Raw genomic sequence first — 26,623 nt, 5'->3', positions numbered from 1 at the left:
TACGGCTTATACGTACTCTCCCCGGTGAGCTACGCTCTGTTGCCACCGTCGCCTGCGAACGGGTTCGCAAGCTTGGCGCCAGCCTTGCGGCGCCAGGACCACACGATTTCGCCGTACGCTTCGGCACCGCTCGTCTGCACGTCCTGTGATCGCTGACGGAGTTTATCCGCCCTGCAATCCCGTTCCGCGCACGACGCCGTAGCGTCCACCGCATCCCGTCCCAACGTTCGGTGACGATGGCCAACGCCCCTTCATCCGGGACAGGATGGCGTGAGATGTACCGGTGATTTGGGTTTCGGGAAAAGCGAAACTTTGCCCGACGGGTTAATTTGTCGCATCACGTCGGGTCGGCTCGGAGGCGGTGCCGAACCTGAAACGGCGACGCAATGCCACCTCTCTAAAGCACCGCGAACTGCGAGTTTCGCAAATCCGTTACCAGCATCAAGCCCGGCGCATGCGTGATAGCGAACGGCAGCCTGGCCGCCGCGATGACGGCTTGCGGAGTGACGCCGCAGGCCCAGAACACCGGAATCTCGTCGTCCTCCACCGGCACCGGATCACCATAGTCGGGTTTCGCGATATCCGCGATCCCGATCGAATGCGGATGACCGAGATGGACCGGCGCGCCATGGACGGCGGGGAACCGCGAGGTGATCTGCACCGCGCGGATGGCATCCGCCGGCTTGAACGGCCGCATCGACACCACCATCGGGCCGGCGAACGGTCCGGACGGCGCACACGCGATATTGGTACGGTACATCGGCACCCGCACATCGCACTCGATGTGGCGGATCGGCAGGTCATCCGCCTGCAATGCCTCCTCGAATGAAAACGAGCAACCGATCACGAAGGCAACCAGATCGTCGCGCCAATGCGCCTTGATGTCGGTGGTCTCCTCCGCCACTTCGCCGTCGCGCCAGATCCGGTAACCCGGCAGGTCGGTGCGGATGTCGAGATCGATGCCGAGCGCGGGAATGCGGGGATCGCCGACGTCGGACATTCCGATGATCGGACACGGCTTTGGATTGAGCTGGCAGAAGCGGTGAAAGGCCCCCGCAAGCTTTTCCGGCAGGATCGCGAGATTGCCCTGGACAAATCCGTTGGCGACACCCGCCGTGGTGGTCGCCATCCCGGCGCGACACGCCAGCCGGGCCTGCAGGCTCGGCAGCATAGGCTCGCTGTGGCTGCCTTGCTCTTTCTTCGTCAGACCGACGTTCATCCCAGCGCTCCGTGCCTCGACAGATGGTGCCAGATAATCCTACCATGCGCCCCGACGATCCGCACACCTGCATTTCCGGAACACTGAATGACCAAGATCACCTCCAACCTGCAAATCGATTCCGCCCGCCTCTGGGACACCATCCACGAAACCGCGAAATTCGGCGGCACCCCAAAGGGCGGGGTGCGGCGGCTGACGCTCGGCCCCGAGGACAAGCAGGTGCGCGACTGGTTCCGCAACGCGTGCGAGGAAGCCGGCCTGGAAGTTCATGTCGATGCGCTGGGCTCGATGTTCGGCCTGCGCAAGGGACGCGACATGTCGAAGCCGCCGGTCGGCCTCGGCTCGCATCTCGATACCCAGCCGACCGGGGGCAAGTTCGACGGCGTGCTCGGCACGCTGGCGGCGCTGGAGGTGGTGCGCACCCTCAATGACGCCGGGATCGAAACCGAAACCCCGATCTGCATCGTCAACTGGACCAATGAAGAAGGCTCGCGCTTCGCGCCAGCGATGATGGCCTCGGCCGCCTATGTCGGCGACTTCACCACCGACGATATCCTGTCGCGCAAGGATATAGATGGCGTCACCGTGGCGGAAGCGCTTGATAGCATCGGCTATCGTGGCGAAGCCGTGGTGGGCACCCAAAAGTTCACCAGCTTTGTCGAGCTTCACATCGAGCAAGGCCCGATTCTGGAGGCCGAGAACAAGACCATCGGCGTGGTCGATTCCGGCCAGGGCGTGCTGTGGTACGATGGCAAGATCACCGGCTTCGAAAGCCATGCCGGCTCAACGCCGATGCCGCTGCGCCGCGACGCGCTGGCGACGCTGTCGGAGATCGTGCTGGCGATGGAGCGAATTGCCAGCAAGCACGGCCCCAAGGCGGTTGGCACCATCGGCGAAGCCGTGATCGCCAACCCCTCGCGCAACGTCATCCCCGGCGAAATCGCATTCACGGTCGATTGCCGCAGCGCCGATGCCGCCATCATGGACACGCTCGACAGGGATTTGCGCGCCGCCATTGCCGAAATCGCGGCGCGGCGCAAGGTCGCGGTCGCGTTCGACCTGATCTGGCGCAAGCCGCCGACCCATTTCGATCCAAAACTGGTCGACGCCGTGGAGAATGCCGCCAGGGCGCTCGGCTATTCCAACCGGCGCATTACCTCTGGCGCGGGCCATGATGCCTGCAATCTGAACACCCGCATTCCGGCGGCGATGGTGTTCGTGCCATGCAAGGACGGCGTCAGCCATAACGAGCTCGAAGACGCCACGCAGGCCGATTGTGCCGCCGGCGCCAACGTGTTGATGCACACCGTGCTGGCGCTTGCCGGCGTGGCAACCTGACAACGGAGAATCCAGTGCGCGGAGTTTTTGTCGACGCCAACGAATCGCTGGCGGTTATTTTCGAACGGCTGGTAAAACCTGGCGATCCCGATGTCAGGATCCATCGCGACCCCGACATCACGCCGGAACAATACCCCGAAGTGCTCGACGGCGCCGAGATCGCCATCGTCGATCACACCGCGCTGCCGACCGCGGTCGCGAAAAAATGCAAGGGGCTGAAGCACGTGGTGTTTCTCGGCACCGGCGCGCGCAGCTACATGAATCCCGAGGAGCTCGCCGAGCTCGGCATCGAAGTACATCTGATCAAGGGCTACGGCGATACCGCCGTCGCCGAAGCCGCCATCGCGCTGATGTGGGCGTCCGCGCGCGGCATCGCGGAGATGGACCGCGAGATGCGCGCCGGCAACTGGCTGCGCGAGGACGGAATGCAGCTGACAAAAAAGACGCTGGGCCTGATCGGTTTCGGCGGCATCGCCGCGGAAGTCGCCCGCATCGCCGGTGGCAGCGGCATGCGCGTGATCGCCTGGAACCGGTCGCCGAAGACGCATCCCGGCGTCGAATTCGTGACGCTGGAAAAGCTGCTCGCCGACAGCGACGTCGTGTCGCTGCATCTGCTGCTGAACGACGAGACCCGCGGCTTCCTGTCGGAAGCACGGATCGCCGCCATGAAGCCGGGCGTGATCCTCGTCAACACCGCGCGCGCCGCTGTCGTGGACGAAGACGCCATGATGTCGGCGCTGAAATCGGGCCACATCCGGCATGCCGGGCTCGACGTCTTCAACACCGAACCGCTGCCCGGGGATCACCCGCTGACCAGGCTGCGCAACGTCACGCTATCGGCGCATTCGGCGTTCCGCACGCCCGAGGCGAGCGAGAATTTGATCGGAGCTTCGCTGGAGCATTGCCGGCGGATCGTGAATTAATTAGCGCATGGCAAACAATTGCGCGCGCCCCCGGGCGTTTCAGTCGCGCATCATGTCTGTGCAGCTGCATGTTGTTCGGCGCCCATTTCACCAACGATGGGCGCGTTCGTGCCCACGTCAAGCGGCAACCCGAGAGTCTCCGCCAATTTCGTCAGTCCGGCATCGTGGCCAACGATCACACAGGCGATTGGATCGTCGTTCCCCAAATTCGCAAACCGCTCACGAAGCCCTGCGGCCGCCAAGCCATCATTAAGCCCTCTGAGCACGGCCTCAAGATCGACGAAATTGCCCCAAAATTCGGGTGCGAATCTGGCTGGCTGGCCAGCAATGGTGCAGTTGACCTCGAGACAGGCCTCACCGTCCATCTGAACACGGATAGCTGTAATCTTCACGCGCGAACCGCCAATTCGCGTTAGGCGGCGCAGTAACACCGCGTAGTCCGGGACGGGATACCTTTCCATATCGAAGGTATAGATTGCCCGCACGCGCCAAAGGAACTTTGTGACTGCCTCGAACCCATCGCCTACATCGAGGGCTTTTTGCATTTTTGTTATCATCGATGGCTTGATCAGACCGCGGCGGTCATCGTCGAGGATGCCGGCAATGAAGAGCCGCTCGATCAACGCAGCAGCGTCAATTCCTGCAGTCTTCACCCGCACGGTAAAGGCTGTCCAGGGATCGATTTTATTCAGATTCCTGACGAGGACGGGACTGGCCGCCTCACCGAACGAGATGAGGGCGCGGGCCGCAGTGGAGGGAGCCCGCTGGTTCTGGGTTTCGTCGAGCATGCGCTCCAGTCGGCTCAATACCTCGGGAGTAGCCGCTTGCTTACCCATTCGGCCAATCGCCTCGGCCACCACGTGCGCGACCGGCGCGTCGTCGGCAAGTTGCAACAAGACCTCCAGAGATGCGCGCCCACGCAGCTTGGCAAAACGTTCGATCGCACCGAGGCGCTCTCCTCCGTCGAGACGCGAACGAACTACCTGTTCAAGGAAGTCCGCCTCCCAGAATGGGGCAGCGGCCGCAAGAGTCGCAAGCATCTGACTGACGTAATTATCGGCGCGATGATCCGAATTGTGCATAACTCTCGAGATCGCGCCGCGCATGAGGAGCGCGATCTCCGCGCGTTGCGCTGCGTCCGCTTCCTTCTTAGCAAACCCCTCCATTGCGTAGATGGCGGCGGGACGACGATAGTCGGTATGACTTGTTTTGCTGCCCCAGCGGAAGGCCCGTTTCATGGCCGCAAGGGTCTTCAAGTCTCGCGTCCGCATCTGCTCAGCGCGCTCTTGGCGCCACATCAAGATGAACGGCAAGAAAACAATGAGGACACATAACGTCCAGAAAATCAGATAGACCCAGAAGAAGAAGGGATCGTCTGTTGGAAGGATTTGCATTGAAGACCTTGCCGCACCACGCGCTAATCGAGCATCTCCGCAACCGCCCTGCCGCAGGCCACCGTATCGGCGTTGCCGCCGAGATCCCGCGTGCGCAGCGTGCGTTCGCCGAGCGTGCGTTCGATCGCGGCCACGATTGATGCCGCGGCGGCCTTCTCGCCGAGATGTTCCAGCATCATCGCGCCGGACCAGATCATGCCGATCGGATTGGCGATGCCCTGCCCCGCGATATCGGGCGCCGAGCCGTGCACCGGTTCGAACACCGACGGGAACAGGCCGGGCGGGTTGATGTTGCCTGACGGCGCGATGCCGATGGTGCCGGTGCAGGCCGGACCGAGATCGGAGAGGATATCGCCGAACAGATTCGAACCAACGACCACGTCGAACCAGTCGGGATGAAGGACAAAATTCGCGGTGAGAATGTCGATGTGGTACTTGTCCCACTTCACTCCAGGATAATTCTTCGCCATCGCCTCCACGCGCTCGTCCCAGTACGGCATGGTGATGGAAATGCCGTTGGATTTGGTCGCCGAGGTCAAATGCTTCTTCGGCCGCGATTGCGCCAGTTCGAACGCGAACTTCAGAATGCGGTCGACGCCGACCCGGGTCATCACGGTCTGCTGGGTGACGAATTCGCGGTCGGTGTCCGGGAACATGCGGCCGCCGACGGAGGAATATTCGCCCTCGGTGTTTTCGCGCACCACCCAGAAATCGATATCGCCGGGCTTGCGGTTGGCAAGCGGCGACGGCACCCCGGGCATCAACCGCACCGGACGCAAATTGACGTACTGATCGAACTCGCGGCGGAATTTTATCAATGAACCCCACAGCGAGATGTGATCGGGAATCTTCGCCGGCCAGCCGACCGCGCCGAAATAGATCGCGTCGTGCTTGCCGATCTTCGCCTTCCAGTCCTCCGGCATCATCTCGCCGTGCTTTTCGTAGTAGTCCCACGAGGCGAAATCGAAATGATCGAAATGCACGGATACGCCGTGCTTTTTGGCGGCCACCTCCAGCACGCGCAGCCCTTCGGGCACCACTTCCTTGCCGATACCGTCGCCGGGAATGACCGCGATCCGGTATTGCTTTTTTTCGTTGCTCATCGGGAGTTTCCTTGATGCCTTTGGAGGTGTTTTGGAGCGCCGGTAACGCCGTTGATTGGACCGGATTGCAATGGACCAAACTCGCCCGCGGCGCAACGCTGCAGTGCAATGTTGACCGCCTCGGGAGTGGCGGCCTAACTATCCGTACCCACCCTTTTCCGACGCCCTCCCCATCACGAGAGAAATCCCATGGATCTGCATTTGCGCGGCAAGCGCGTCCTGATCACCGGCGCATCGAAGGGCATCGGGGCCGCGGCCGCCGAAGCCTTTGCCGAGGAAGGCTGCAACCTCATGCTTGCGGCCCGCAGCGGCGATGCGCTGAAGGCGCTGGCGGAACGGCTGCGGGGGGCGCACCAGATCGATGCCACGGCGCACGTCGTCGACCTGCGCAATCCGCAGGACCTCGCCAGACTGGCGAAGCACGCGGCCGACATCGACATCCTCGTCAACAATGCCGGCGATATCCCCGGCGGCTCGATCGACAGGATCGACGAGGCGACCTGGCGTCACGCCTGGGAACTCAAGGTGTTCGGCTACATCAACCTGACCCGTGCGATTTATGCGCAGATGAAGGCGCGCGGCCATGGCGTCATCGTCAACGACATCGGTGCTGCCGGTGAAAAATTCGACGCCAATTATATCTGCGGCAGCGCCGGCAACGCGGCACTGATGGCGTTTACCCGTGGACTCGGCGGCAAGAGCATGGCCGACAACATCCGCGTGGTCGGCATCAATCCCGGCCCGGTCGGCACCGACCGCCACGTCACGCTGATGAAGACGCGCGCGAAAAACCAGCTCGGCGACGAGAACCGCTACCGGGAACTGCAGAAGGGCATGCCGCTGGGCCGTCCCGCTCATGCCCGCGAGATCGGCGACCTGATGGCGTTTCTGGCTTCGGATCGCTCAGGGTATACGTCGGGCGTGATTTTCACCGTCGATGGCGGGCACACGTCGGGGTGGGGGTAATTACTTAGCCACATACTCGACCTCATCCTGAGGAGCCGCGCGCCTTCGCGCGGCGTCTCGAAGGATCGGCCGCAAGCACCGAGCCTTCTCATCCTTCGAGACGCGGCGAAGAGCCGCTCCTCAGGATGAGGTCGACTGGGATGAGGTCAACTGGCCGTCCTTTCGAACAACTGCCTGATCAGCGTCGTGATCCGTCCCGTCGGCGACAGCATCTCGTTCATGATGGTGAAATGATTGGCGCCCGGGATCTCCTCATACGTCACCGGCAATCCATATCGCGCGCGATGCCCGGCGAAATCCGCGGTTTGCTTGCGCAACAGCGGCAGCTCGGCGTCGCCGACCACCAGCGACAACGGCTTTAGCGCGCTGCCGGCCTGCATCATCGGCGAGTTGCGGCGCGAGGTGGCCTCGTCGAGCCCGAGTTTCGCGTTGAGATAGCTGTGGCGGATCGGCTCGAGATCGTAGATGCCCGATATCGCCATCCCCGCCCGCACATGCGGATTCGACAGCGCCATCGAGGTGAGGTGTCCGCCGGCGGACCAGCCGGCCACCGCGATACGATTGCCGTCGCCGCCCAGCGCCGGCAATTGTGCGGCGAGAAAATCGATCCCGGCATGGATCTCGCCGACGATCTGATCGAGCGTCGCCTCCGGCGCCAGCGTGTAGCCGGTCAGCGCCACATTGATGCCATGCGCCATTGGGCCGTCGGAAAACAGCGCGAAGGTCTCCTTGGCGCGCGTCTGCCAGTAGCCGCCGTGGATGAACAGAAGCGTCGGCGCCTTGTCCCCGGCCTTGAAGAAGTCGATCCGGTTGCGCTCGCGTGGGCCATATCGAAGGTCGAGATGATCGGAAAATTGCGCCCGCTTCTGCTGGGAGCGCCGGTCCCAGCCGGCGACGATGTCGGCACTTGCGGGCACGTGAACGCCGTTATTGAGGCCGAGGTCGCGCTCCTGCTGGCTCATGCTGCGCCAGTCCGGCGCATCTGATGGCGTCGTCATGCTGGGAATCTCCAAAGCCGGCTGTATTTCCACTTTGCCGGAAAATGTTTTACAGCACTAGACAATCCGCGCGCTCAACGCTGAATGAATAGGAGATATGCGAGTGGCCGATCAGGGACTGGTAAAGGCAACGGCGTGCGCCATTGTCGATAAGCTCAACAAGGGCGAAGTCACGCCGCTCGATCTGCTCGACGTGCTGGAAAAGCGCATCGCCGAGGTCGACGGCAAGGTCAACGCGCTGCCGACGCTGTGTTTCGACCGCGCCCGGACCCATGCCAGGGAGCTGATGAAGAAGCCGGTTGGCAGCCGCGGCCTGCTGGCGGGCATGCCGGTACCGATCAAGGACCTCACCAGCGTCAAGGGCGTGCTGACGACGCAGGGCTCGCCGATCTACCGGAACAACATCCCCCCGCGCTCCGATATCCTGGTCGAGCACCTCGAGGACAATGGCGGAGTGATCTACGCCAAGTCCAACACGCCGGAATTCGGCGCCGGCGCCAACACGTTTAACGAGGTGTTCGGCGCCACCCTCAATCCCTGGGATACTTCGCGCTCCGCCGCGGGTTCCTCCGGCGGCGCCGCCGTGGCGCTCGCCACCGGCATGGCGTGGCTCGCCCACGGCTCCGACATGGGCGGCTCGCTGCGCAACCCCGCGAGCTTCTGCGGCATCGTCGGCATGCGCCCGAGCATCGGCCGCGTCGCGCATACGCTGGCCGCCGCGGTCGACCGCAATCTCGGGGTGCAGGGCCCGATGGCCCGCAATGTCGACGATCTCGCGCTGCTGCTCGACGCCATGAGCGGCGAGCATCCGGGCGATCCGCTGTCGCTGCCCGTGCTGCCCAATTCGTTCCTGTCGGCCGCGCGCTCCGGCAACAAGCCGAAGCGCGTTGCCTATTCGCCCGATCTCGGCATCACACCCGTCGATCCCGAGGTCGCCGCCATCACCCGAAAGGCGGCGCAGCGTTTCGCCGAGGCCGGCGCCATCGTCGAGGAAGCGCATCCGGACCTGCGCGAAGCCCATGAATGCTTCCACGTGCTGCGCGCCTTCGACTTCGCGCTGAGCAAGGCGGCGCTGCTGCGCGAAAAGCGCGACCAGCTCAAGCCCGAGGTTATCTGGAACATCGAGGAAGGCCTCAAGCTGACGGTCGAGCAGCTGGAGCGCGCCGAAGCGCAGCGCGTGGCGATGACCATGCGCACGCTGGAGTTTTTCGATACATACGATCTCCTGCTGACGCCCGCGACCATCGTCGCGCCGTTCCCGGTCGAGAACCGCTACGTCGCGGAATGCGCGGGCGTGAAATTCGACAATTACGTCGAATGGCTCGGCATCGTCTATGCGATCACGCTGGTGTGCTGCCCGGCGCTGTCGCTGCCCTGCGGCTTTACAGCCTCCGGCCTTCCGGTCGGACTGCAGATGGTGGCAGCCCCGCGCGGCGAGGCAAAGCTGCTCGCCGGCGCCAGGGTGCTGGAGGATATTCTCGGTATCAGCGGCGCCACGCCGATCGACCCGAGGGCGCCGAAGTAAGGTCTCAAGATCGCCATTGCAAGTTCGGCACCGGCCTTAGGGCCGACCCTGCTGGATGAAACACACACCACTGTCATCGCCCGGCTTGACCGGGCGACCCAGTATTCCAGAGGCGTTTGAGATAGACCGAAACGCCACGGCGTACTGGATCGCCCGGTCAAGCCGGGCGACGACAGTCTTCTGAAGCTGGATTGCTTCGCTTCGCTCGCAATGACGGTTACCTCGCAACCGCGCCACCACCGGCCGCCTTGATCGCGACCGATAGCGCGAGCTCGGTCTGCCTGACCATGTCCTCGACCAGTTCCTCGATGCTGATGTGCGCAGCTTCGCCGGTGAGCAGCCCCTGCTCGGCCAGCATCACCACCCCGTGGACCCCCGTCCAGATGGTCAGGGCATGCCGCTCGCGCAGAAATCCCGGGGCGGGATCGCCCAGTGCCTGCAGCACGAGACCGAAGGTTTCCATCTTCGCATTGCTCAGCTCGCTGTCTTTCGCTACGGCGGCCATCGTGCGCGAGGCGAACATCAATCGGTAAATTCCATTGCGCCGAAGGCCAAAATCCAGCGTGGCCCGCGCGATCCGCGAGAGCCTGGAGTGTTTGGATGGCTTGCTCACCGACTCCCGCAGGACGGCGTTGAACTGGCGGAAGGCCTCCGCGGTAACCGCCTCCAGCAACGCCTCGCGATCGGCGAAATGCCGGTAGGGCGCCGGCTGCGAGACGCCGAGCTGCTTCGCCAGCGCCTTCAGGCTGATCGATTCCGGGCCACCCTGTTCGGCTTCGGCAAGCGCGGCCTGCACCAGGGCGTCCCTGAGATCCCCGTGGTGATAGGTGTTGACAGGCTTGCGGGCTAATCGAGGCGGCATCGGCAATCCCGGACTTTGCCCTTGACACCACAAGGGTGGCGCGAATGTAATAGGCTATAATTTCATGGCGCGGCCAACAAGGTCCGCGCCATTAGAATAACAACAGGAAACGCCATCCACGCAGCCAGACTGCCTGTGACCCAGAGGAAGCGACTCATGTCCGGAAAACTCAGAATACACGTCGACCAGGACAAGTGTCAGGGCCACGCCCGCTGCAAGGCGCTGGCGCCCGAGCTGTTCGAACTCGACGAATTCGGCAATGCGCACGAGGTCGGCGACGGCTCGGTACCCGCCGGGCTCGAGGACAAGGCGTGGCTCGCCAAGTCCAATTGTCCGGAGATCGCGATCGAAGTCACCGAAGAGTAACCGCTTCCCGTCCGTGCCGCCGATTTGAAGCTGCTCACCGATCTTTAGCGCCATCGCAGATCAAGCGAACGAACCAGAGGAAATTACCCTGATGTCCGATTCCGCCCGCGCCATTCCCGATGTCGCCCCCGCGATATCAGATCACCCGCCGGTCAACGACTGGGTGCACGATTTCGACCACACCGATCCGCGCTGGACGGAAAATCCGTATCCGATCTGGGACGAATTGCGGGCGGCATCGCCGGTGGTGCATACCGACCGCTTCCTCGGCTGCTACATGCCGACCACCTATGAGGCGGTGAAGGAGATCGCCTACGACACCACGCATTTCTCCTCGCGCCGGGTCATCGTGCGCGACGTCCGGCCCGAGATCGTCAATACGGCGCCGCCGATCACCTCCGATCCGCCGGAGCACAAGCCGGCCAAGCAGCTGCTGCTGCCGCCGTTCACGCCCGACGCCATGAAGAAGCTGGAGCCCCGGGTCCGCGCCATCTGCAATGAGCTGATCGACGAATTCATCGCCGACGGCCGATGCGACGCCGCGGCGCGCTATACCAAGCACATTCCGGTGCGCGCCATCGCCCACATGCTCGGCATTCCGCAAAAGGACAGCGACCTCTTCATCAAGTGGATTCACGAGATTCTCGAACTCGGCATCAAGGACGACGCCACCATGATGCGCGCGGTCCACGAGATGACCGGTTATTTCCACGGCCATATCGAGGCGCGCAAGCAGAACCCGACCGACGATTTGATCACGACGATGATGAACGCCCGCGACAAGAACGGCCAGCCGCTGTCCGACGGGCACGTGCTGGGCTCGTTGCGGCTGCTGCTGATCGCCGGGATCGACACCACCTGGAGCGCGATCGGCGCCTCGCTGTGGCATCTGGCGAAGACGCCCGCCGATCGAGACCGCCTGATCGCCGAGCCGGAACTGATGCCGACGGCGATCGAGGAATTGCTGCGCGCCTATGCGCCGGTGACGATGGCGCGCGAGGTGATGAAGGACACCGTAATCAGCGGCTGCCCGGTCAAGCACGACAACATGGTGCTGCTGTCGTTCCCCGCCGCCAACCGAGATCCCGCCGTGTTCCCCGACGCCGACAAGGTTGTGCTCGACCGCAAGGAGAATCGCCACGTCGCCTTCGGTCTCGGCATTCACCGCTGCGTCGGCTCCAACCTCGCGCGCATGGAGATGACGGTCGCGATCGAGGAATGGCTGAAGCGCATTCCTGACTTCAGGCTCGACCCGGCCGGCCAGGTCAGGTGGTCCGAGGGCACCGTGCGCGGGCCGCGGCAACTGCCGGTGCTGTTCGGCAAATCGGCCTGAGGCGTTCGCCTCCGCAGCTTCCCATGCTAGACATCAGGCTCTGACCACATCAGAACCGAAGGTCCCGCATGGCCGAAGCAGACGAACCGCCTCCGGACTCCAAGCTGACGCGCAGCAAGCAGCGCTGGGCGCAGGAGGGCCGCTTCCTCACCGGCAAGACCTCCCGTGCCGACGAGCAGCGCCTGCCGCCGGGGCAGCATCTGACCCGGGACTGGCCCACTCTCGACCTCGGCCTGACACCGAATATTTCACGGGAGCGATGGCGGCTCGATGTCTATGGCGCGGTGGAAAATCCGATCTTCTGGGATTTCAGGCAGTTCACCGGCCAGCCGCAGACACAATTCACCTCAGACATCCATTGCGTGACGACGTGGTCGCGCTACGACAACCAGTGGGAGGGGCTTTCGACCCGCGACCTGCTCGACGCCTGCCGGCCGCGCGAGGAAGCAGGTTTCGTGGTGCTGCATTCCCATGACGGCTACACCACCAATCTCGCGCTGCAGGATTTCGCCGTCGAAGACGCCTTGCTGGCGCATAGCTGGTCCGGTACGCCGCTGGAGCAGGAGCACGGCGGCCCGGTGCGACTCGTGGTGCCGCATCTCTATTTCTGGAAAAGCGCTAAGTGGCTGCAGAGCATCGAATTCCTGGCCGAGGATAAGCCTGGCTATTGGGAGGTGCGGGGCTATCACAACCGGGGTGACCCGTGGAAGGAAGAGCGGTATTCGGGGGACTGACTTCTTCCCCTCTCCCATCGGAAGAGATTGAACTTCGAGCGTAGCGCGAAGTTCGGGTGAGGAGTTATGATCCCTCGACAAACCGTACCCCTCACCCGGCGCTTCGCGATAGCCAATGCAAAGAATTGGCGCCTTGTTTAAGAACGGCGGCCGCAGACCGCCTATGCTCTCCCAAAGGGAGAGGTGAAGATGGAGAACGCCGTGCCGACTGAACGTTTTCAATTCACCAGCGCGCAAGGCCATCAGCTCGACGCCGCGCTCGATCTGCCCGAGGGAACACCGCACGCCTATGCGCTGTTCGCGCATTGCTTCACCTGCGGCAAGGACGTGCTGGCCGCCAAACGCATCGCGACCGCGCTGGCGGCCAGGGGCATCGCGGTGCTGCGGTTCGATTTTACGGGGCTGGGCTCCAGCGAAGGCGACTTTGCCAACTCGACCTTTTCCTCCAATGTCGCCGACCTGGTGCGGGCCGCCGACCATTTACGCGAGACCCGTCAAGGTCCGTCGATCCTGATCGGCCACAGCCTCGGCGGCGCCGCCATTCTCGCCGCTGCCGGGCAGATTCCGGATGCCAGGGCCGTCGTGACCATCGCTGCTCCGTCCGATCCCACGCATGTTACGCATCTCTTCAAGGACCGCATCGAGGACATCCGCAAGCATGGCAAGGTCGAAGTCCAGCTCGCCGGCCGGCCGTTCCACATCACCCGCGAATTCGTCGACGACATCGCCGAGCACAGCCTGATGGCGCAGGTGGCAAAACTGCACAAAGCGCTGCTGATCATGCAATCGCCGACCGACGACACCGTCGGCATCGACAACGCCACGAAAATTTTCGTCGCCGCCAGACATCCCAAGAGTTTCGTCTCGCTGGCCGGCGCCGACCATCTGCTCTCCGGCAAACGCGACGCCGCCTATGTCGCCGGTGTCATCGCCGCCTGGGCGGAGCGTTATGTCGATCTCGCGTTGCCCGAGCAGCCCGCCGTTTCAGGTAACGCGCCGCGCAAGGTGGTGGTGAGCGAAACCCGCAACGGCAAATTCCAGCAGACCGTTTCGGTCGGGCCACATCAATTGGTGGCGGACGAGCCGATTGCCGCCGGCGGCGACGACAGCGGACCCGGGCCCTATGACTACCTGCTCGCCGGCCTCGGCGCCTGCACCTCGATGACCATGCGGATGTATGCCGACCGCAAGTCGCTGCCGCTGGACCGCGTCACGGTGACGCTCGACCACCGCAAGATTCACGCGGAGGATTGCGCCGAGTGCGAAACCAAAGTCGGGATGCTCGACCAGATCGAGCGTGTCATTTCCATCGAAGGCGCGCTCGACGCCGAACAGCGCGCGAAATTGATGGAAATCGCCGACAAGTGCCCGGTGCACCGCACGCTCAAATCGGAAATCCGCATTGTCACATCAGCGGCGGATTGACGAAGCGTTCACCTCTCCCCGCTTGCGGGGAGAGGTCGGATCGCATCGCCAGATGCGATCCGGGTGAGGGGGTACGGGTTTATCCATAAACACAGACTTCGCGGAGAGCCCCCCTCACCCCGGCCCTCTCCCCGCAAGCGGGGCGAGGGAGAAGATCAGGCCGGCACCAGCGGCTGAACCCGCAGCACGCCGCGCAGTCCGGCGGCGGTGCCCAGCAAGATTCCGCCGACCGCGACGAACGACGCCAGCGCCAGCGTCGACAGACCGGTGAGGCCCTGCCCGATCGAGCAGCCATAGGCCATGGCACCGCCCGCGCCCATCAGGGCGGCGCCGCCGATCGAACGGAGCATGTGTCGTGGCGAGGAAAAGCCTTCCCACTGGAAGCGGCGCGTGATCAGCGCCGTCAGCAGGCTGCCGGCAAACACGCCGGCCACCATGGCGATGCCGAAATTCAGGGTCAGCCCGGTCGAGAGCATGACGTATTGCACGCTGTCGGCGATCGGCGCGATGAAGGTCAGCGAGGTCACGGCGGCCGGATTGAAATCGTCGGCGCCGAGATAGCCGGTGGCGAACCAGCCTGCGGTGACCAGCAGGCCGACGGCGAGCCCCGCGGCGATCTGGCCCCAGGCGCGCTGGAACGGCGCATGCGCAAAAGCGAAGATGATCAGCGCGCCGGAGATCGCGGACGCCGCGAGCATGCGGGCGACGGTTTCGCTGAGGCCGAAGGTCGACAGCAGCGCCGGCAGGGAGATGAAATTCGGCGCGCTCTGCGTCGCCTGCAGCACGGCGACACGGCCCGGCGCGATCAGGCCCTTCAGCGTCATCTGGGCGGCAATGCCGAGCACGATCACCACGACGAACGAACGCAGATTGCCGCGCCCGAGCAGCACCAGCGCGCGCGAACCGCAACCATTCGACAGCACCATGCCGTAACCGAACAGCAAGCCGCCGAAAAACATCAACGGCGCGGAAAACGACGGCTGCAGGTAGATCGTCTTGCCGAGATCGACGACGCCGCCGGCCGCGAGCAGCTGTGCGGCTGCGATCGCAACCCCCAGCGCCAGCGCGTAGGTCCGGATCAACCGGCTGTCGCCATCGGCCCACCAGCCGCGCAAGCCGGAGAGCAGGCAGAAGCCGCTCAACAGAGCGACCGCACCATAGGCAAGACCGATCAACAGTCCGCTCGCGACGACGATGTTGGCAACACCTTGCACTGGATTTTCCCTGGAGCTTCGCGGGCGTAATGGCCCGCACAGCTCAAATAAGATGCGAATTCGGCTCCGCTATAACGCTTCTCGCATAGGCCCGTCCACGGCGCGCCGTAACAAGCAATGAAGCCACCGCACGATGCGCTGAAAAGAGAATAGAACCATCGCCCTCATTCGGAATGAGAGAGGATTTGTTCCACGACGATTTCAGGAAGATTCGGCTCGCGCCTATCCCGCCGGCCGCAGGATCACCCGATCGCGCGAGGAACCGGCAACCGCGAGGAAGGCGGCTTTCGCCTGTTCCAGGGAAAAGACCGCACTCGGCTGGATCGGAAACGGTTTCAGGTGCCCGCTGGCAAACCCCGGACCGAGCTCCCGCAGCACCGCGCCAGTGGCGATCGATGACAATCCCAGCGTATCGATGCCGACATAGGTGTGCTGGCCGCGATAGAATTCCAGGATGTTGAATGGCACGATGCGGTCGATGGCGGCGATCAGGATCTGGCGTCCCCGCAACGCCAGCGACTGGTGCGCCGCCTGAAAGTAGGGATCGCCGACGGTGTTGAAGACGATGTCGGCGCCCTTGCCGTCCGTGAGTTCGCGAACACGCGCGGCGACGTCCGTCATCGAGGCGTCGACGATTTCAACCTTGCCGTTGACATGGCCTGCATAGGGTTCGCTCTTGCGCACCACGCCGATCACGCGGGCGCCGTGCCAGCTCGCGATCTGCACGGCGGCCTGGCCGACCTTGCCGTTGACGCCCATCACCAGCACCGTCTCATGGCTTTTCGGCGTGCCGGCGCGCCTGAAACCTTCCATCGCGGTGACGAAGGGCACGCCTATTCCGGCGGACTCTTCCCACGATAAATTTCGTGGCTTCTCCACCACGGCTTCGGTTTCCACCGCCAGATGCGTGGCGTGGCTGCCGTCGCGGCGGATCCCGAGGTCGCCCGAGGAGCCGAACACCTCGCGCCCGATCCAGTCGGCGGGGCCGTCGATCACAAACCCCGCATAGTCGCGGCCGGGCGTGCGCGGGAACACCGCGTAAGGCATCAGACCGGTGGCGGCCTTGACGTCGGAGGGATTGACCGCCGCCGCCTTGACCTCGACCAGCAGCTCGTTCGCGCCCCGCACCAGCGGCCGGCGCTCGACGCCGGGTGCGAGCGAAGCCGGGTTGTCGGCCTTCGCCGGCAGGCGCACGCAGAGCGCCTCCACCGTAACGGGCGGATCATCTGGTTTTGGGGGGGCAGGCATCATGGCGCTTCCGATTGAGTGGCGTTTTCCGGCGATTAGACGCCGCAGGGATCGTTGACACCATGGTGGCTTCGCATCATGACTAACCGGTTGATCGGTTAGTTCAAGAGGCTTGTTCCAACAGGCCCGCACCGACCCCGGGGAGACCGAGAGTGAACGTCAAGGCCACGCTTTCGCCCGATGACCTCGCGCGCGCCTGCGCCGACGCGATGTGGCGGGAAGACGACGCCAGCAAGGGCCTCGGCATGGAGATTTTGGCGGTCGGGCCCGGCCACGCGACCCTGATGATGACCGTGCAGCCGCACATGGTCAACGGGCAGCGCATCGCGCATGGCGGCTTCATCTTTCTGCTGGCGGATTCGACTTTCGCCTATGCCTGCAATTCCCGCAACGAGCGCACCGTCGCGGCGCAGTGCGACATCACCTTCATCAAATCGGGCAGGCTCGGCGACCGGCTGGTCGCGATGGCACGGGAGGTTTCGCACAGCGGGCGCTCCGGCATCTACGACATCAGCGTCACCGTCGACGACGTCGTGATCGCCGAGTTTCGTGGCCATTCCCGCACCGTCGGTGGCACCTGGCTGCCGTCCGGAGCCGACACCAAATCGACATAGGCGGCTGATTCACGAGACCTCCAGGAAACGCGCCAGGAAACCTACAATGGCTTTGACGAACGCTCGATCCAGCAGCAGTTACAGCGCCGAAATGGACGAGGCCGAACGGGCGTCGCGCGACGAGATCATCGCGCTTCAAACAAAACGCATGGCATGGACGCTGGCGCATGCCTATGACAACGTTGCGCACTACAAACAGGCTTTCGACAAGGCCGGCGTGAAGCCTGCAGACTTCCGGCAACTGGCCGACCTCGCGAAATTCCCGTTCACGGTCAAGACCGACCTGCGCGACAATTATCCGTTCAACATGTTCGCTGTCGCCCGCGAAAAGCTGGTCCGGGTCCACGCTTCCTCCGGTACCACGGGCAAGCCGATCGTGGTCGGCTATACGAGGGCCGATATCGACATGTGGTCGGACGTGATGGCCCGCTCGATCCGGGCCGCGGGCGGTCGCACCGGCATGATCATCCACAATGCCTATGGCTATGGCCTGTTCACCGGCGGGCTCGGGGTGCACTACGGCGCGGAAAAGCTCGGCTGCACCGTGGTGCCGGTCTCCGGCGGCATGACCGAGCGGCAGGTGCAGCTGATCAACGATTTCAGGCCCGACATCATCACGGTGACGCCGAGCTACATGCTGGCGATCCTGGATGAGTTCAGGCGCCAGGGCCTCGACCCGCGCCAATCGTCGTTGAAAATCGGCATCTTCGGCGCTGAGCCCTGGACCAATGCGATGCGCGCCGAGATCGAGGGCTCGTTCGACATGGACGCCACCGATATCTACGGATTGTCCGAAGTCATGGGCCCCGGCGTCGCGCAGGAATGCATCGAGAGCAAGGACGGGCTGCACATCTGGGAGGATCATTTCTATCCTGAAGTGATCGACCCCGAGACCGGCGCCGTGCTGGCCGACGGTGAAAAGGGCGAGTTGGTCTTCACCTCGCTGACCAAGGAAGCGTTTCCGGTGATCCGCTACCGCACCCGCGACCTGACGCGGCTGCTGCCGGGCACGGCGCGGCCGGGCATGCGGCGCATGGAGAAGGTGACCGGGCGCTCCGACGACATGATCATCCTGCGCGGCGTCAACCTGTTTCCGACCCAGATCGAGGAAATCCTGCTCGCCACCGACTGGTGTGGCGGTCACTTCGTCATCGAATTGACGCGCGAGGGGCGGATGGACGAATTGACGATACTGGCGGAAGTCCGCCCCGGAAGCTGGAACGACGAGGGGCTCGACGAGCACGCCGAACTGGTCAGGGTTCACATCAAGAACACGATCGGGATCACGGCCCACGTCAGGGCGGTTGCGCCCGATTCGCTGGAGCGCTCGCTCGGCAAGGCCCGGCGCGTCTACGACAAGCGACCGAAGGAATAGGTGTAATCGAGTCCCAGCCGCGGCGCGCATCCTCAGATGCGCAATTGCGCATCGGGGAGTGCTCTCACGACGTCATTGCGAGGAGCACTTGCGACGAAGCAATCCAACTTCTTCCGCCAAGTCCAGGATGGATTGCTTCGCGGAGCCTGTCATCGGGCGCGCATTCGCGCGACCCGTTGGCTCGCAATGACGGCTGGTTACACGTGGTCGTAGTCCACCACGACCCTGTCCGAAGTCGGCTTCGCCTGGCAGGTGAGAATGAATCCCGCCTTCAGCTCCCACGGCTCCAGCGAATAATTGACTTCCATCTCGGCGCTGCCGTCGACCAGCTTGGCGCGGCAGGTACTGCACATGCCGCCCTTGCAGGCGAACGGAAGATCCATGCCGGCGCGTAACGCCGCGTCGAGAATGCCTTCGCCCTCGGCGACCGGTACCTCGCGGCGCTTGCCGTCGATGATCAGGGACGCCATCGCCCTGGGTGGCGCGCCCGCCGCGATGACGGTCTTGGGACGCGGCTTGCCACCGAATTCCGAAACAAACCGTTCGACGTGAAGGCGATCGGCGGCGATACCGATATCCCGGCAGGTGGCCTCGATGTCCTCGCTCATGCCGGTCGGACCGCAGATGAAGACGTGATCGACGTCGGATGCCGGAACCAGTGAGCGCAGCAGCACCCTCACCTTTTCGCCGTCGAGCCGGCCCTGCAGGATCGGAATGTCCTGCTCCTCGCCCGAGATTACGTGGAAGACCGAGAGCCGCTGCATGAAACGATCCTTCAACTCCTCGAGCGTCTCGCGAAACAGCATGCCGCCGGTGGAGCGGTTGCCGTAGAACAGAAAGAACCGGCTTTTCGGCTCGCGCGCCAGCACGCCCTTCACGATCGACAGAACAGGCGTGATGCCGGAGCCGGCGGCGAAGCCGACATAGGTCCGCGCCTCCTCGGGCGCCGGCGCGACGCCGAAGCGGCCGGTCGGGGTCATGACGTCGAGTTGATCGCCGGCCTTCAATTCGTCGGCCGCCCAGTTCGAGAACGCGCCGCCGTCGACCTTCTTCACCGCGATGCGCAACTCGCCGTCGTCGGGCCCGGAGCAGATCGAATAGGAGCGGCGCACTTCCTCGCCGTCCATGGTGGTGCGCAGGGTCAGATACTGGCCGGGGACGAAATGGTAATCGTCCGCGAGTTCGCGCGGAATCGCAAAGGTCATCGACACCGCATCGGCGGATTCGCGGCGCAGGTCGTTGACGGCGAGGCGGTGGAAGCGCGGTGCGTGGGACATCGGAAATTGAGCTTTCCATCTATCAACATCATTGCGAGCGCAGCGAAGCAATCCATTCTTTCTTTGCGTGGAGAGATGGATTGCTTCGCTACGCTCGCAATGACGGGGGTGACGACACTAATGGCACTTGAAATAATCGAACGGTTCGCGGCAGCTCTTGCAGCGCCACAGCGCCTTGCAGGAGGTCGATCCGAACTCGCTGAGCACCTCGGTGTCGCCGGAGCCGCATTGCGGGCACGTCACCTGCTGCACGCCGAACAGCGCGCGGCGGGAGCCGGCGGCCTGCGGCGGCGCGATGCCGTATTCCCTGAGCTTGCGGCGGCCGTCTTCGCTCATCCAGTCGGTGGTCCAGGCCGGCGACAGCACGGTGCGCACCTTCGAATTGCGAAAGCCCTCGCGCTCCAGCGCCAGTTCGATCTCCAGCGTGATCATGTTCATCGCGGGGCAGCCGGAATAGGTCGGCGTGATCGCCACCTCGACCTGGCCATCCCTGATCGCGACATCGCGGAGCACACCGAGATCGGCGATGGTCAGCACCGGGATTTCCGGATCGACCACGGAGGCCGCGGTATTCCAGGCGTGCTGGCGCAGCTCGGCATCGTTGAATAATGCGGTCACCATGTGGCTCCCGGGAAGGTGCGCGGCATCGATTGCAGTTCACTGAGCAGATGCCCGAGATGCTCGCTGTGCCGGCCGTCGCGGCCGCCCTGCTGCATCCAGTCGCTCTTGGGCAGTGCGAGCGTCGCCTCGCCCACGACATTGGCAACGGTTTTCAGCCATTGCGGCCGCAGGCTGGCGGGGTCGACCGAGATGCCGGCGTCGACCAGGGCGCGCTCGCTGGCGTCATTACGGAACATTTCGCCGGTAAAGGCCCAGAGATGGTCGATCGCGGCCTGCGCGCGGGCGTGGCTTTGTTCGGTGCCGTCGCCGAGCCGGACGATCCATTCCGACGAGTGTCGCAAGTGATAGGCGCTTTCCTTTTCGGATTTGGCCGCGATCGCGGCCAGCGTGGCGTCAGCGGATTTCATCATCGCGCGCCAATAGAGATCGGCGAAGGCCGAATAGAAGAACTGCCGCACCATGGTGTGGGCGAAATCGCCGTTCGGCTGCTCCAGCAGCAGCAGATTTCGATACTGCCTGACGTCGCGCAGATAGGCGAACTTGTCCTCGTCGTTGCCCTTGCCCTCGACCTTGGCCGCGTAGGAATAGAGTTCGCGGGCCTGGCCGAGCAAATCGAGGCCCATATTGGCGAGCGCCATATCCTCTTCCAGCATGGGCGCATGGCCGCACCATTCCGACAGCCGGTGTCCCAGGATAAGCGCGTCGTCGGCGCGGCGCAGCGTATACAGCACCAGCGGCGTTTCAGAGACGGAGATGGATGCGACTGCCATATTCAACCTGCTTGCCTATTCTCCGCCCTCATCTGAGGAGCGCGCCCCTCTTGGGCGCGCGTCTCGAAGGATGGCCGCGAGTCATTTCCTCGTCGCCATCCTTCGAGACGCCCCGCGAAGATGCGGGGCTCCTCAGGATGAGGGCTGTGTTTGCTGCACGCCGCAATCCCAAGACTTCACATATGCCCGACTTCGTCCGGCACTTCATAAAACGTCGGATGCCGGTAGATCTTGGATTCCGCCGGCTCGAACATCATGCCCTTGTCGGCGGGGTCGGACGCGGTGATCGCGCTCGACGGCACCACCCAGATCGACAGCCCCTCGCCGCGGCGGGTGTAGAGGTCGCGCGCGGCCTGCAGCGCCATGGTCGCGTCGGAGGCATGCAGCGAGCCGACATGCTTGTGTGCGAGCCCGTTGCGGCTGCGAATGAAGACTTCCCAAAGCGGCGTGTTCGGCGTGGCCATGACGGTTCCCTCAATCCTATTCGGCGGCCTGCGCGGTTTGCCGGTGCCTGCGTTTTTCGGCATAGGCCTCTGCGGCCTCGCGCACCCAGGCGCCTTCGTCATGGGCCTTGCGGCGCGCCGCCATCCGGTCGTGGTTGCAGGGACCGTTGCCGGCCAGCACCTGCTTGAATTCGTCCCAGTCGATCGCGCTGTATTCCCAGTGTCCGGCTTCATTCTGCTTCATGCCGGGGTCGGGAATGGTCAGGCCGAGATACTGCGCCTGCGGCACCGTGGCATCGACGAATTTCTGGCGCAGCTCGTCATTGGAGAAGCGCTTGATCTTCCATTTGGTGGAGGTGTCGCTGTGCTGGCTGGCCTGGTCCGGCGGGCCGAACATCATCAGCACCGGCCACCACCAGCGGTTCAGCGCGTCCTGTGCCATCGCCTTCTGTTCATCGGTGCCGCGCGCCAGCGTCAGCATGATCTCGTAGCCCTGGCGCTGGTGAAAGGATTCCTCCTTGCAGACCCGAATCATCGCGCGCGCGTAGGGACCGTAGGAACAGCGGCACAGCGGAATCTGGTTCATGATCGCCGCACCGTCGACCAGCCAGCCAATCACGCCGATGTCGGCCCAGGTCAGGGTCGGATAGTTGAAGATCGAGGAATACTTTGCCTTGCCTGCCAGCATCAGGTCGACCAGTTCCTCGCGCGAGGCGCCGAGCGTTTCAGCCGCGGCATAGAGATAGAGCCCGTGGCCGCATTCATCCTGCACCTTGGCGAGCAGCGCCGCCTTGCGGCGCAGCGACGGCGCGCGGGTGATCCAGTTGCCTTCGGGAAGCATGCCGACGACTTCGGAATGGGCGTGCTGCGAAATCTGCCGGGTCAGCGTCCTGCGATAGGCCGCCGGCATCCAGTCATTCGGCTCGATGCGCTCTTCGGCATCGATCCGCGCCTGGAACGCGGCGGCGCGCGCGGCGTCCTCGATATGGCGGTCATCCGCATCGGACGTGTTGAGCGCCTGCGTGTACATACCGATCTCCCTGGAGATTCTTAACATATATCAAGACAAGAGGAACTCAAGTCAATTTTGTAACATGATTACGGGTTCCCGAACCGGCGCGCCAGTTCCTTGCCGGCTGCGGGCAGCGGCCCGGCCGGATTGGTCCCGTTGCGGTCAAGCCATCGTTCGGACGCAGCAAGCACCCCGCGATAGATCTCGGCGCACAGCACGCGGGCGGCCCGGCCCGGCCAATCCGCCGGCAGCAAGGCGGTCGGCAGCAGCGGATCGCGCAGCACCACCCGCCGGTAATGATGGATCAACAGGATCCGCGCGGTGAAGGCGTCGATATCCGACATGCGGCCGCCGCGGCCGACCCAGCCGCGCAGGGGCTCGAATGTCTTCATGAACTTCAGATAGGCGTCGGCGGTGCGATCGAGCGGCCAGCTTTCGCTGAGCAGGCGGCGGCCGCTGTCGTCCTCTGCCGAGACCTCAAGACGGATCGCGGAGGCGGCTTCCTCCGGGATCGGCACGCCTGACGGCGCTACCCACACGCCCGGCAGCGGGTTGCCAAAACCGGCATTCTTCAGCGCCTCGCGCGCGGCGTCGCGGCCTTCGCCGGTGCCGATCAGCAGCAGTTCGAAGCGCCCGGTCCATTCGGAAGCTTGCGGATCATAGATGTGCCGTGTCGCGGCATCGAAGGTCTGCCGCCCCTTCCCCGCCAGCCGATAAAAGCTGTTGCGGCCGACCTTGTCGCGCTCGAGCCAGCCGTCGGCGGCGAGCCGCGACATCGCGGTGCGCACCACGCCGCTGTCGATGTCGATCGATTTGAAGAATTCAAGCAGCGTGCCGAGCCAGACCGAACCGCCGCGCGGCACGATGGCATCGCCGAACACCGTGATGACGATGGAGCCGGTGCGCGAAGGCTCGCGCTTCAGCTGTTCGACGATGCGGGCAAGCGGCTGCGGCATGCGCAAGGCATAGCGCGTTTTCCGGGAAAGCGACAACGGCGGCGAGCCGGACTCTCATGGTTCGAGACGCGCGCCGGACAGCGCAAGGGCGCTGCCGGACGCACTCCTCACCATGAGGGATCAACGGTCCTCATCCTGAGGAGCATCGCCAGCGGCGATGCGTCTCGAAGGATGGCAGCAGGCCGTGTGCCAGATGGTTCAAGATGCGCGCCGGACAGCGCAAGGGCGCTGCCGGACGCACTCCTCACCATGAGGGAGCGGCAAACTTACCGATGCGGATCGGGATAGACCATGCTGCGCCAGCCGCTGCGCTGGAACGGCGCCCACTGGCCTTCGGCCTGAGCCAGCCGATCGGCGACCGCGTAGACCACGGCGGGGTGATGACCCATGCCGCAATGGCTGCCTTCGACCTCGATGCTTTCCGATGTCGGCGAGGTCTTTTCCATGCAGCCCTGCCACGCGCAGATGCCATCGGTGCGGCTGAAGATCGCGGTGGTCGGCACCGGTGGCGTTTCCGAAAGCGATCCGCCGAAGCGATGATCTTCTTCGTCGGCGCTGCGGCCGCTCGCCATCTCGTAGACCTGCCAGGCGTTGGTCGCCTTCGGGCCGCTGGCGAACGGGCTGCCGAGGGTGATCACCGAGCGCACGCGGTCCGGCATCATCTTGGCGAGTTGACGCGCGTAGAGACCGCCGAGGCTCCAGCCGACCAGACTGATCTTGCGGCCATGTTTGTCGTTGAGTTCATGCACCAGGTCGACCATGGCATGTTGCACGCCGTGGCGCAGGCCGAGATTGCGGCCCTGGCGCCAGCCGCTGGCGGCATAGCCGCGGTTGTTCAGGAAGCTGCGCAGCGGCCGCGTCGAGGTGTCCGAGGCCATCAGCCCGGGCAGCACCAGCACCGGATGCCCGTCTCCCCGGGGGGCGAGACTGAGCAGCGGCAGGGCTCCAAGAAAGGCGCCAAACTCGTGAAGGGCGCGCCCCTCCATGAACATCAGGGTTTTGGACGGTGCGCGCAGCGTCTGGGTAGTCGCGGACATCATAGCTCCTCTCTGAGCCAGCCCCTTGCAATCTGGCAGCCGGCCTGTCGACCATAGGAAGACGCAAACCTCGTCAAATCGTTCCGCAACGCAACATCACTTCAATCAAGCTATGGCGCTGATTCCGGCATTCAAGCGGTTGACCCGCCCCGGGACAATAGGCCGCCGCACTTAAAAGGAACCGAGTGTTGATTTAGTCACAGCATCCGAACCAGTAATTCCACGGTGTAGAGCGCCAATCCGGCGAGCCCGCCGATCAGCGAACCGTTGAAGCGGATGTACTGCAGGTCCTTGCCGATGTTGATTTCGATCAGCGCGATCAACTGGCCCATATCCCAGCTCTTGACCTGATCGGAGATGAAGCTCGACACGCCGCTCTTCTGATCGGCGATGAAACTTCTGAGCACCGCGACGAGGCCCTGGTTGATTTCGGCGCGCAGCTCGGCATCGGCTGCCAGCGTCTCGCCGGCCTTCACGGACATTCCGGCCAGATGCTGCTGCAGCACCTGGGTCTCGCCGGAGGCGCTGCGCTCGATGAACGATCGCGTATTCGCCCAGATGTTGCGCGCGAGGTCGCCGAGTTCGGGGCGCGCCAGCAGATCGCGTTTCAATCCGTCGATGCGGTCGGCGAAGGCCTTGTCGCTGCCGAGCCGGTCGACGAACGACAGCAGCATGCGGTTGAACTCGTCGCGGAATGGATGCTTCGGATCGTTTTTCACTTCCTCGAAGAACGTCGTCGCGGAAGCCACGATCCGGTTCACCAGGAACTTGTCGGCACGATACAGCTTCAGCAGCGTCGGCAATTCGCCGCGGATTTTTTCCCGTATCACGGCCATGGTTTCGGCTTGCGTCAGCGACTGATGCACCACGCGCAGGATGTCGTCGAGCAGGCCTTGATGCCGTCCCTCCTGCACGAAGCCGCGCAGCGTGCCGGCGGCAAGCGGCGCCAGGTCGATTTCCTGCAGCTGGGTGGTGATGCGGCGGGTGATGAACGTCATCAACCCCGAGGTTTCCGTCGCCGACAACGCTTCCGGCAGCAACCGCAGCGCGAAGCGCGCGAGATCGTCGCTGCGCTTGCGGTCGCGCAGCCAGTCGGCGACGAACGAACCGAAATCGATCTGGCGCAGCTTGGCTTCGACCGGGGCTGCTTCGAGGAAATGCACCTCGATGAATTCGCCGAGCTTGTCGGCGATGCGGTGCTGGTTGCTCTGGATGATCGCGGTGTGCGGGATCGGCAGGCCCAGCGGCCTTTTGAACAGCGCCACCACGGCGTACCAGTCGGCCAGCCCGCCAATGGTGGCAGCCTCCGCGAACGCGGCGACGAAGCCGAATGCGGGATGCACATGCAAGAGCGCCTTCGCCGTCACGAACAGCGCCAGCGTGCCCGCCAGCACCAGCGTCGCCATCGCCTTGACCCGCCGCAACTCGGCCGCGCGGGCGGCATCGCCGGGAGAGTCGAAGGAGAAGGTGGCGGGAATGGGCATGCGGGCTTTCGCGGCGGGGTGCTCTGTACATAGGTGCTACGCACACCGCCGTCATCCTGACCGGACCAATATGTATCGTGTCCCGGACGCGGTGCAGCGTTCTTCACGCTGCTCCGCAGAGCCGGGACCCATGACGGCTGTGGTGACGCATGGACCCCGGCTCAGCAGCGCACCGCTAGCGCGCTGCGCTGCGTCCGGGGAACGCAGGACCCAAAAAGAAGGCCCGCCTAAGCGGGCCTTCGAATTATCGGCTGGTCGAAATGCGATCAGGCGGTCTTGGTGTAGACCTTGGAGAAGTTGTCCTGAGCGGTCTTGGCGCCGTCAGCGACGAGCTTGCCGAGATATTCGCTCGAGGCCTTCGCCCGCGACACGAACACTTCGCCGCG

The 26,623-nt window shown here is 64.0% G+C and carries 25 protein-coding genes and 1 pseudogene; 10 read left to right on the top strand and 16 right to left on the bottom strand.

Annotated features, from left to right (window positions below):
- Positions 1–397: 397 nt before the first annotated feature.
- Entirely contained in the window at positions 398–1,219 is an 822-nt protein-coding gene (locus Q7U29_RS24190) for a putative hydro-lyase (protein WP_304745555.1), read from the bottom strand.
- 87 nt (positions 1,220–1,306) lie between these two features.
- On the opposite strand from Q7U29_RS24190, the gene Q7U29_RS24185 reads away from it, so the two are divergent.
- Together Q7U29_RS24185 and Q7U29_RS24180 are read left to right on the top strand one after the other, a co-directional pair.
- Positions 1,307–2,557, top strand: coding sequence for a Zn-dependent hydrolase (locus Q7U29_RS24185; RefSeq protein WP_304745553.1), 1,251 nt, complete (start codon positions 1,307–1,309; stop codon positions 2,555–2,557).
- 14 nt (positions 2,558–2,571) lie between these two features.
- Positions 2,572–3,480, top strand: a complete 909-nt coding sequence (locus Q7U29_RS24180) for an NAD(P)-dependent oxidoreductase (RefSeq protein WP_304745551.1) — start codon at positions 2,572–2,574, stop codon at positions 3,478–3,480.
- 50 nt (positions 3,481–3,530) lie between these two features.
- Here Q7U29_RS24180 and Q7U29_RS24175 read toward each other — a convergent pair whose 3' ends face one another.
- Together Q7U29_RS24175 and Q7U29_RS24170 are read right to left on the bottom strand one after the other, a co-directional pair.
- Positions 3,531–4,874 (bottom strand): HEAT repeat domain-containing protein, encoded by a 1,344-nt coding sequence (locus Q7U29_RS24175; protein WP_304745549.1) that lies wholly within the window; start codon positions 4,872–4,874, stop codon positions 3,531–3,533.
- Positions 4,875–4,897: 23 nt separating this feature from the next.
- On the bottom strand, positions 4,898–5,977 hold the full coding sequence (locus tag Q7U29_RS24170) for a tartrate dehydrogenase (RefSeq protein ID WP_304745547.1): 1,080 nt from the start codon (positions 5,975–5,977) through the stop codon (positions 4,898–4,900).
- 189 nt (positions 5,978–6,166) lie between these two features.
- Between Q7U29_RS24170 and Q7U29_RS24165 the strand changes: the two genes are divergently transcribed.
- Entirely contained in the window at positions 6,167–6,943 is a 777-nt protein-coding gene (locus Q7U29_RS24165; protein WP_304745546.1) for an SDR family oxidoreductase, read from the top strand.
- Positions 6,944–7,089: 146 nt separating this feature from the next.
- On the opposite strand, the gene Q7U29_RS24160 is transcribed toward Q7U29_RS24165, so the two are convergent.
- Complete coding sequence (locus Q7U29_RS24160; RefSeq protein WP_304745544.1) at positions 7,090–7,941, bottom strand: alpha/beta hydrolase; 852 nt, start codon at positions 7,939–7,941, stop codon at positions 7,090–7,092.
- Between the two features lie 97 nt (positions 7,942–8,038).
- Between Q7U29_RS24160 and Q7U29_RS24155 the strand changes: the two genes are divergently transcribed.
- Positions 8,039–9,466: an amidase gene (locus Q7U29_RS24155; RefSeq protein WP_304745542.1), complete on the top strand. Its 1,428-nt coding sequence runs from the start codon at positions 8,039–8,041 to the stop codon at positions 9,464–9,466.
- 217 nt (positions 9,467–9,683) lie between these two features.
- Here the strand turns inward: Q7U29_RS24155 and Q7U29_RS24150 are convergent, their stop codons facing one another.
- On the bottom strand, positions 9,684–10,328 hold the full coding sequence (locus Q7U29_RS24150; protein WP_304745540.1) for a TetR/AcrR family transcriptional regulator: 645 nt from the start codon (positions 10,326–10,328) through the stop codon (positions 9,684–9,686).
- A gap of 156 nt (positions 10,329–10,484) precedes the next feature.
- Here Q7U29_RS24150 and Q7U29_RS24145 point away from each other — a divergent pair, with 156 nt between their 5' ends.
- The 4 genes from Q7U29_RS24145 (at position 10,485) to Q7U29_RS24130 (ending at position 14,186) form a co-directional block, all read left to right on the top strand.
- Entirely contained in the window at positions 10,485–10,694 is a 210-nt protein-coding gene (locus Q7U29_RS24145) for a ferredoxin (RefSeq protein WP_304745538.1), read from the top strand.
- A 91-nt stretch (positions 10,695–10,785) separates the two neighbouring features.
- Positions 10,786–12,027 carry a cytochrome P450 gene (locus Q7U29_RS24140; RefSeq protein ID WP_370691821.1) on the top strand — a complete coding sequence of 414 codons (1,242 nt, stop codon included), beginning with the start codon at positions 10,786–10,788 and terminating at the stop codon, positions 12,025–12,027.
- Positions 12,028–12,095: 68 nt separating this feature from the next.
- Positions 12,096–12,761 carry a sulfite oxidase-like oxidoreductase gene (locus tag Q7U29_RS24135; RefSeq protein ID WP_304745536.1) on the top strand — a complete coding sequence of 222 codons (666 nt, stop codon included), beginning with the start codon at positions 12,096–12,098 and terminating at the stop codon, positions 12,759–12,761.
- A 201-nt stretch (positions 12,762–12,962) separates the two neighbouring features.
- On the top strand, positions 12,963–14,186 hold the full coding sequence (locus Q7U29_RS24130) for a bifunctional alpha/beta hydrolase/OsmC family protein (protein ID WP_304745534.1): 1,224 nt from the start codon (positions 12,963–12,965) through the stop codon (positions 14,184–14,186).
- Between the two features lie 155 nt (positions 14,187–14,341).
- On the opposite strand, the gene Q7U29_RS24125 is transcribed toward Q7U29_RS24130, so the two are convergent.
- Complete coding sequence (locus tag Q7U29_RS24125) at positions 14,342–15,400, bottom strand: YeeE/YedE family protein (protein ID WP_304745532.1); 1,059 nt, start codon at positions 15,398–15,400, stop codon at positions 14,342–14,344.
- A 222-nt stretch (positions 15,401–15,622) separates the two neighbouring features.
- Positions 15,623–16,651 (bottom strand): zinc-binding alcohol dehydrogenase family protein, encoded by a 1,029-nt coding sequence (locus Q7U29_RS24120; RefSeq protein ID WP_304745530.1) that lies wholly within the window; start codon positions 16,649–16,651, stop codon positions 15,623–15,625.
- Positions 16,652–16,800: 149 nt separating this feature from the next.
- Between Q7U29_RS24120 and paaI the strand changes: the two genes are divergently transcribed.
- Positions 16,801–17,262, top strand: a complete 462-nt coding sequence (gene paaI, locus Q7U29_RS24115; protein WP_304745529.1) for a hydroxyphenylacetyl-CoA thioesterase PaaI — start codon at positions 16,801–16,803, stop codon at positions 17,260–17,262.
- A gap of 46 nt (positions 17,263–17,308) precedes the next feature.
- Positions 17,309–18,637: a phenylacetate--CoA ligase PaaK gene (gene paaK / locus Q7U29_RS24110; RefSeq protein WP_304745527.1), complete on the top strand. Its 1,329-nt coding sequence runs from the start codon at positions 17,309–17,311 to the stop codon at positions 18,635–18,637.
- Between the two features lie 197 nt (positions 18,638–18,834).
- On the opposite strand, the gene paaE is transcribed toward paaK, so the two are convergent.
- The 9 genes and pseudogenes from paaE to Q7U29_RS24065 all read right to left on the bottom strand — a co-directional run.
- Positions 18,835–19,914 (bottom strand): 1,2-phenylacetyl-CoA epoxidase subunit PaaE, encoded by a 1,080-nt coding sequence (gene paaE / locus Q7U29_RS24105; protein WP_304745525.1) that lies wholly within the window; start codon positions 19,912–19,914, stop codon positions 18,835–18,837.
- A 117-nt stretch (positions 19,915–20,031) separates the two neighbouring features.
- Positions 20,032–20,535: a 1,2-phenylacetyl-CoA epoxidase subunit PaaD gene (gene paaD, locus Q7U29_RS24100; RefSeq protein ID WP_304745523.1), complete on the bottom strand. Its 504-nt coding sequence runs from the start codon at positions 20,533–20,535 to the stop codon at positions 20,032–20,034.
- Complete coding sequence (paaC, locus tag Q7U29_RS24095) at positions 20,529–21,305, bottom strand: 1,2-phenylacetyl-CoA epoxidase subunit PaaC (RefSeq protein ID WP_304745521.1); 777 nt, start codon at positions 21,303–21,305, stop codon at positions 20,529–20,531. Before paaC ends, paaD begins: the two co-directional genes overlap by 7 nt.
- Before the next feature lie 176 nt (positions 21,306–21,481).
- Positions 21,482–21,769, bottom strand: coding sequence for a 1,2-phenylacetyl-CoA epoxidase subunit PaaB (gene paaB / locus Q7U29_RS24090; RefSeq protein WP_304745519.1), 288 nt, complete (start codon positions 21,767–21,769; stop codon positions 21,482–21,484).
- 16 nt (positions 21,770–21,785) lie between these two features.
- Positions 21,786–22,778, bottom strand: a complete 993-nt coding sequence (gene paaA, locus Q7U29_RS24085; RefSeq protein ID WP_304745517.1) for a 1,2-phenylacetyl-CoA epoxidase subunit PaaA — start codon at positions 22,776–22,778, stop codon at positions 21,786–21,788.
- A 68-nt stretch (positions 22,779–22,846) separates the two neighbouring features.
- Positions 22,847–23,716, bottom strand: a complete 870-nt coding sequence (gene paaX / locus Q7U29_RS24080; RefSeq protein ID WP_304745515.1) for a phenylacetic acid degradation operon negative regulatory protein PaaX — start codon at positions 23,714–23,716, stop codon at positions 22,847–22,849.
- A 266-nt stretch (positions 23,717–23,982) separates the two neighbouring features.
- A complete protein-coding gene (locus Q7U29_RS24075; protein ID WP_304745513.1) occupies positions 23,983–24,753 on the bottom strand; it encodes a triacylglycerol lipase in 771 nt (256 codons plus the stop codon).
- 197 nt (positions 24,754–24,950) lie between these two features.
- Positions 24,951–26,237: a DUF445 domain-containing protein gene (locus Q7U29_RS24070; protein WP_304745511.1), complete on the bottom strand. Its 1,287-nt coding sequence runs from the start codon at positions 26,235–26,237 to the stop codon at positions 24,951–24,953.
- 266 nt (positions 26,238–26,503) lie between these two features.
- Positions 26,504–26,623: pseudogene (locus Q7U29_RS24065) on the bottom strand (phasin); the annotation flags it as partial.

The organism is Bradyrhizobium sp. (assembly GCF_030654605.1).
Classification (GTDB): Bacteria; Pseudomonadota; Alphaproteobacteria; order Rhizobiales; family Xanthobacteraceae; genus Bradyrhizobium.
The sequence above is the reverse complement of the archived record's forward strand: the minus strand, read 5'-3'. Positions and strand labels throughout refer to the sequence as shown.

Coding starts and splice junctions, on each gene's coding strand:
- Q7U29_RS24190 (WP_304745555.1), bottom strand. CDS start 1,219: ATGAACGTCGGTCTGACGAAGAAAGAGCAAGGCAGCCACAGCGAGCCT.
- Q7U29_RS24185 (WP_304745553.1), top strand. CDS start 1,307: ATGACCAAGATCACCTCCAACCTGCAAATCGATTCCGCCCGCCTCTGG.
- Q7U29_RS24175 (WP_304745549.1), bottom strand. CDS start 4,874: ATGCAAATCCTTCCAACAGACGATCCCTTCTTCTTCTGGGTCTATCTG.
- Q7U29_RS24170 (WP_304745547.1), bottom strand. CDS start 5,977: ATGAGCAACGAAAAAAAGCAATACCGGATCGCGGTCATTCCCGGCGAC.
- Q7U29_RS24165 (WP_304745546.1), top strand. CDS start 6,167: ATGGATCTGCATTTGCGCGGCAAGCGCGTCCTGATCACCGGCGCATCG.
- Q7U29_RS24160 (WP_304745544.1), bottom strand. CDS start 7,941: ATGACGACGCCATCAGATGCGCCGGACTGGCGCAGCATGAGCCAGCAG.
- Q7U29_RS24155 (WP_304745542.1), top strand. CDS start 8,039: ATGCGAGTGGCCGATCAGGGACTGGTAAAGGCAACGGCGTGCGCCATT.
- Q7U29_RS24150 (WP_304745540.1), bottom strand. CDS start 10,328: ATGCCGCCTCGATTAGCCCGCAAGCCTGTCAACACCTATCACCACGGG.
- Q7U29_RS24145 (WP_304745538.1), top strand. CDS start 10,485: ATGTCCGGAAAACTCAGAATACACGTCGACCAGGACAAGTGTCAGGGC.
- Q7U29_RS24140 (WP_370691821.1), top strand. CDS start 10,786: ATGTCCGATTCCGCCCGCGCCATTCCCGATGTCGCCCCCGCGATATCA.
- Q7U29_RS24135 (WP_304745536.1), top strand. CDS start 12,096: ATGGCCGAAGCAGACGAACCGCCTCCGGACTCCAAGCTGACGCGCAGC.
- Q7U29_RS24120 (WP_304745530.1), bottom strand. CDS start 16,651: ATGATGCCTGCCCCCCCAAAACCAGATGATCCGCCCGTTACGGTGGAG.
- paaK (WP_304745527.1), top strand. CDS start 17,309: ATGGCTTTGACGAACGCTCGATCCAGCAGCAGTTACAGCGCCGAAATG.
- paaE (WP_304745525.1), bottom strand. CDS start 19,914: ATGTCCCACGCACCGCGCTTCCACCGCCTCGCCGTCAACGACCTGCGC.
- paaD (WP_304745523.1), bottom strand. CDS start 20,535: ATGGTGACCGCATTATTCAACGATGCCGAGCTGCGCCAGCACGCCTGG.
- paaC (WP_304745521.1), bottom strand. CDS start 21,305: ATGGCAGTCGCATCCATCTCCGTCTCTGAAACGCCGCTGGTGCTGTAT.
- paaB (WP_304745519.1), bottom strand. CDS start 21,769: ATGGCCACGCCGAACACGCCGCTTTGGGAAGTCTTCATTCGCAGCCGC.
- paaA (WP_304745517.1), bottom strand. CDS start 22,778: ATGTACACGCAGGCGCTCAACACGTCCGATGCGGATGACCGCCATATC.
- paaX (WP_304745515.1), bottom strand. CDS start 23,716: ATGCCGCAGCCGCTTGCCCGCATCGTCGAACAGCTGAAGCGCGAGCCT.
- Q7U29_RS24075 (WP_304745513.1), bottom strand. CDS start 24,753: ATGTCCGCGACTACCCAGACGCTGCGCGCACCGTCCAAAACCCTGATG.
- Q7U29_RS24070 (WP_304745511.1), bottom strand. CDS start 26,237: ATGCCCATTCCCGCCACCTTCTCCTTCGACTCTCCCGGCGATGCCGCC.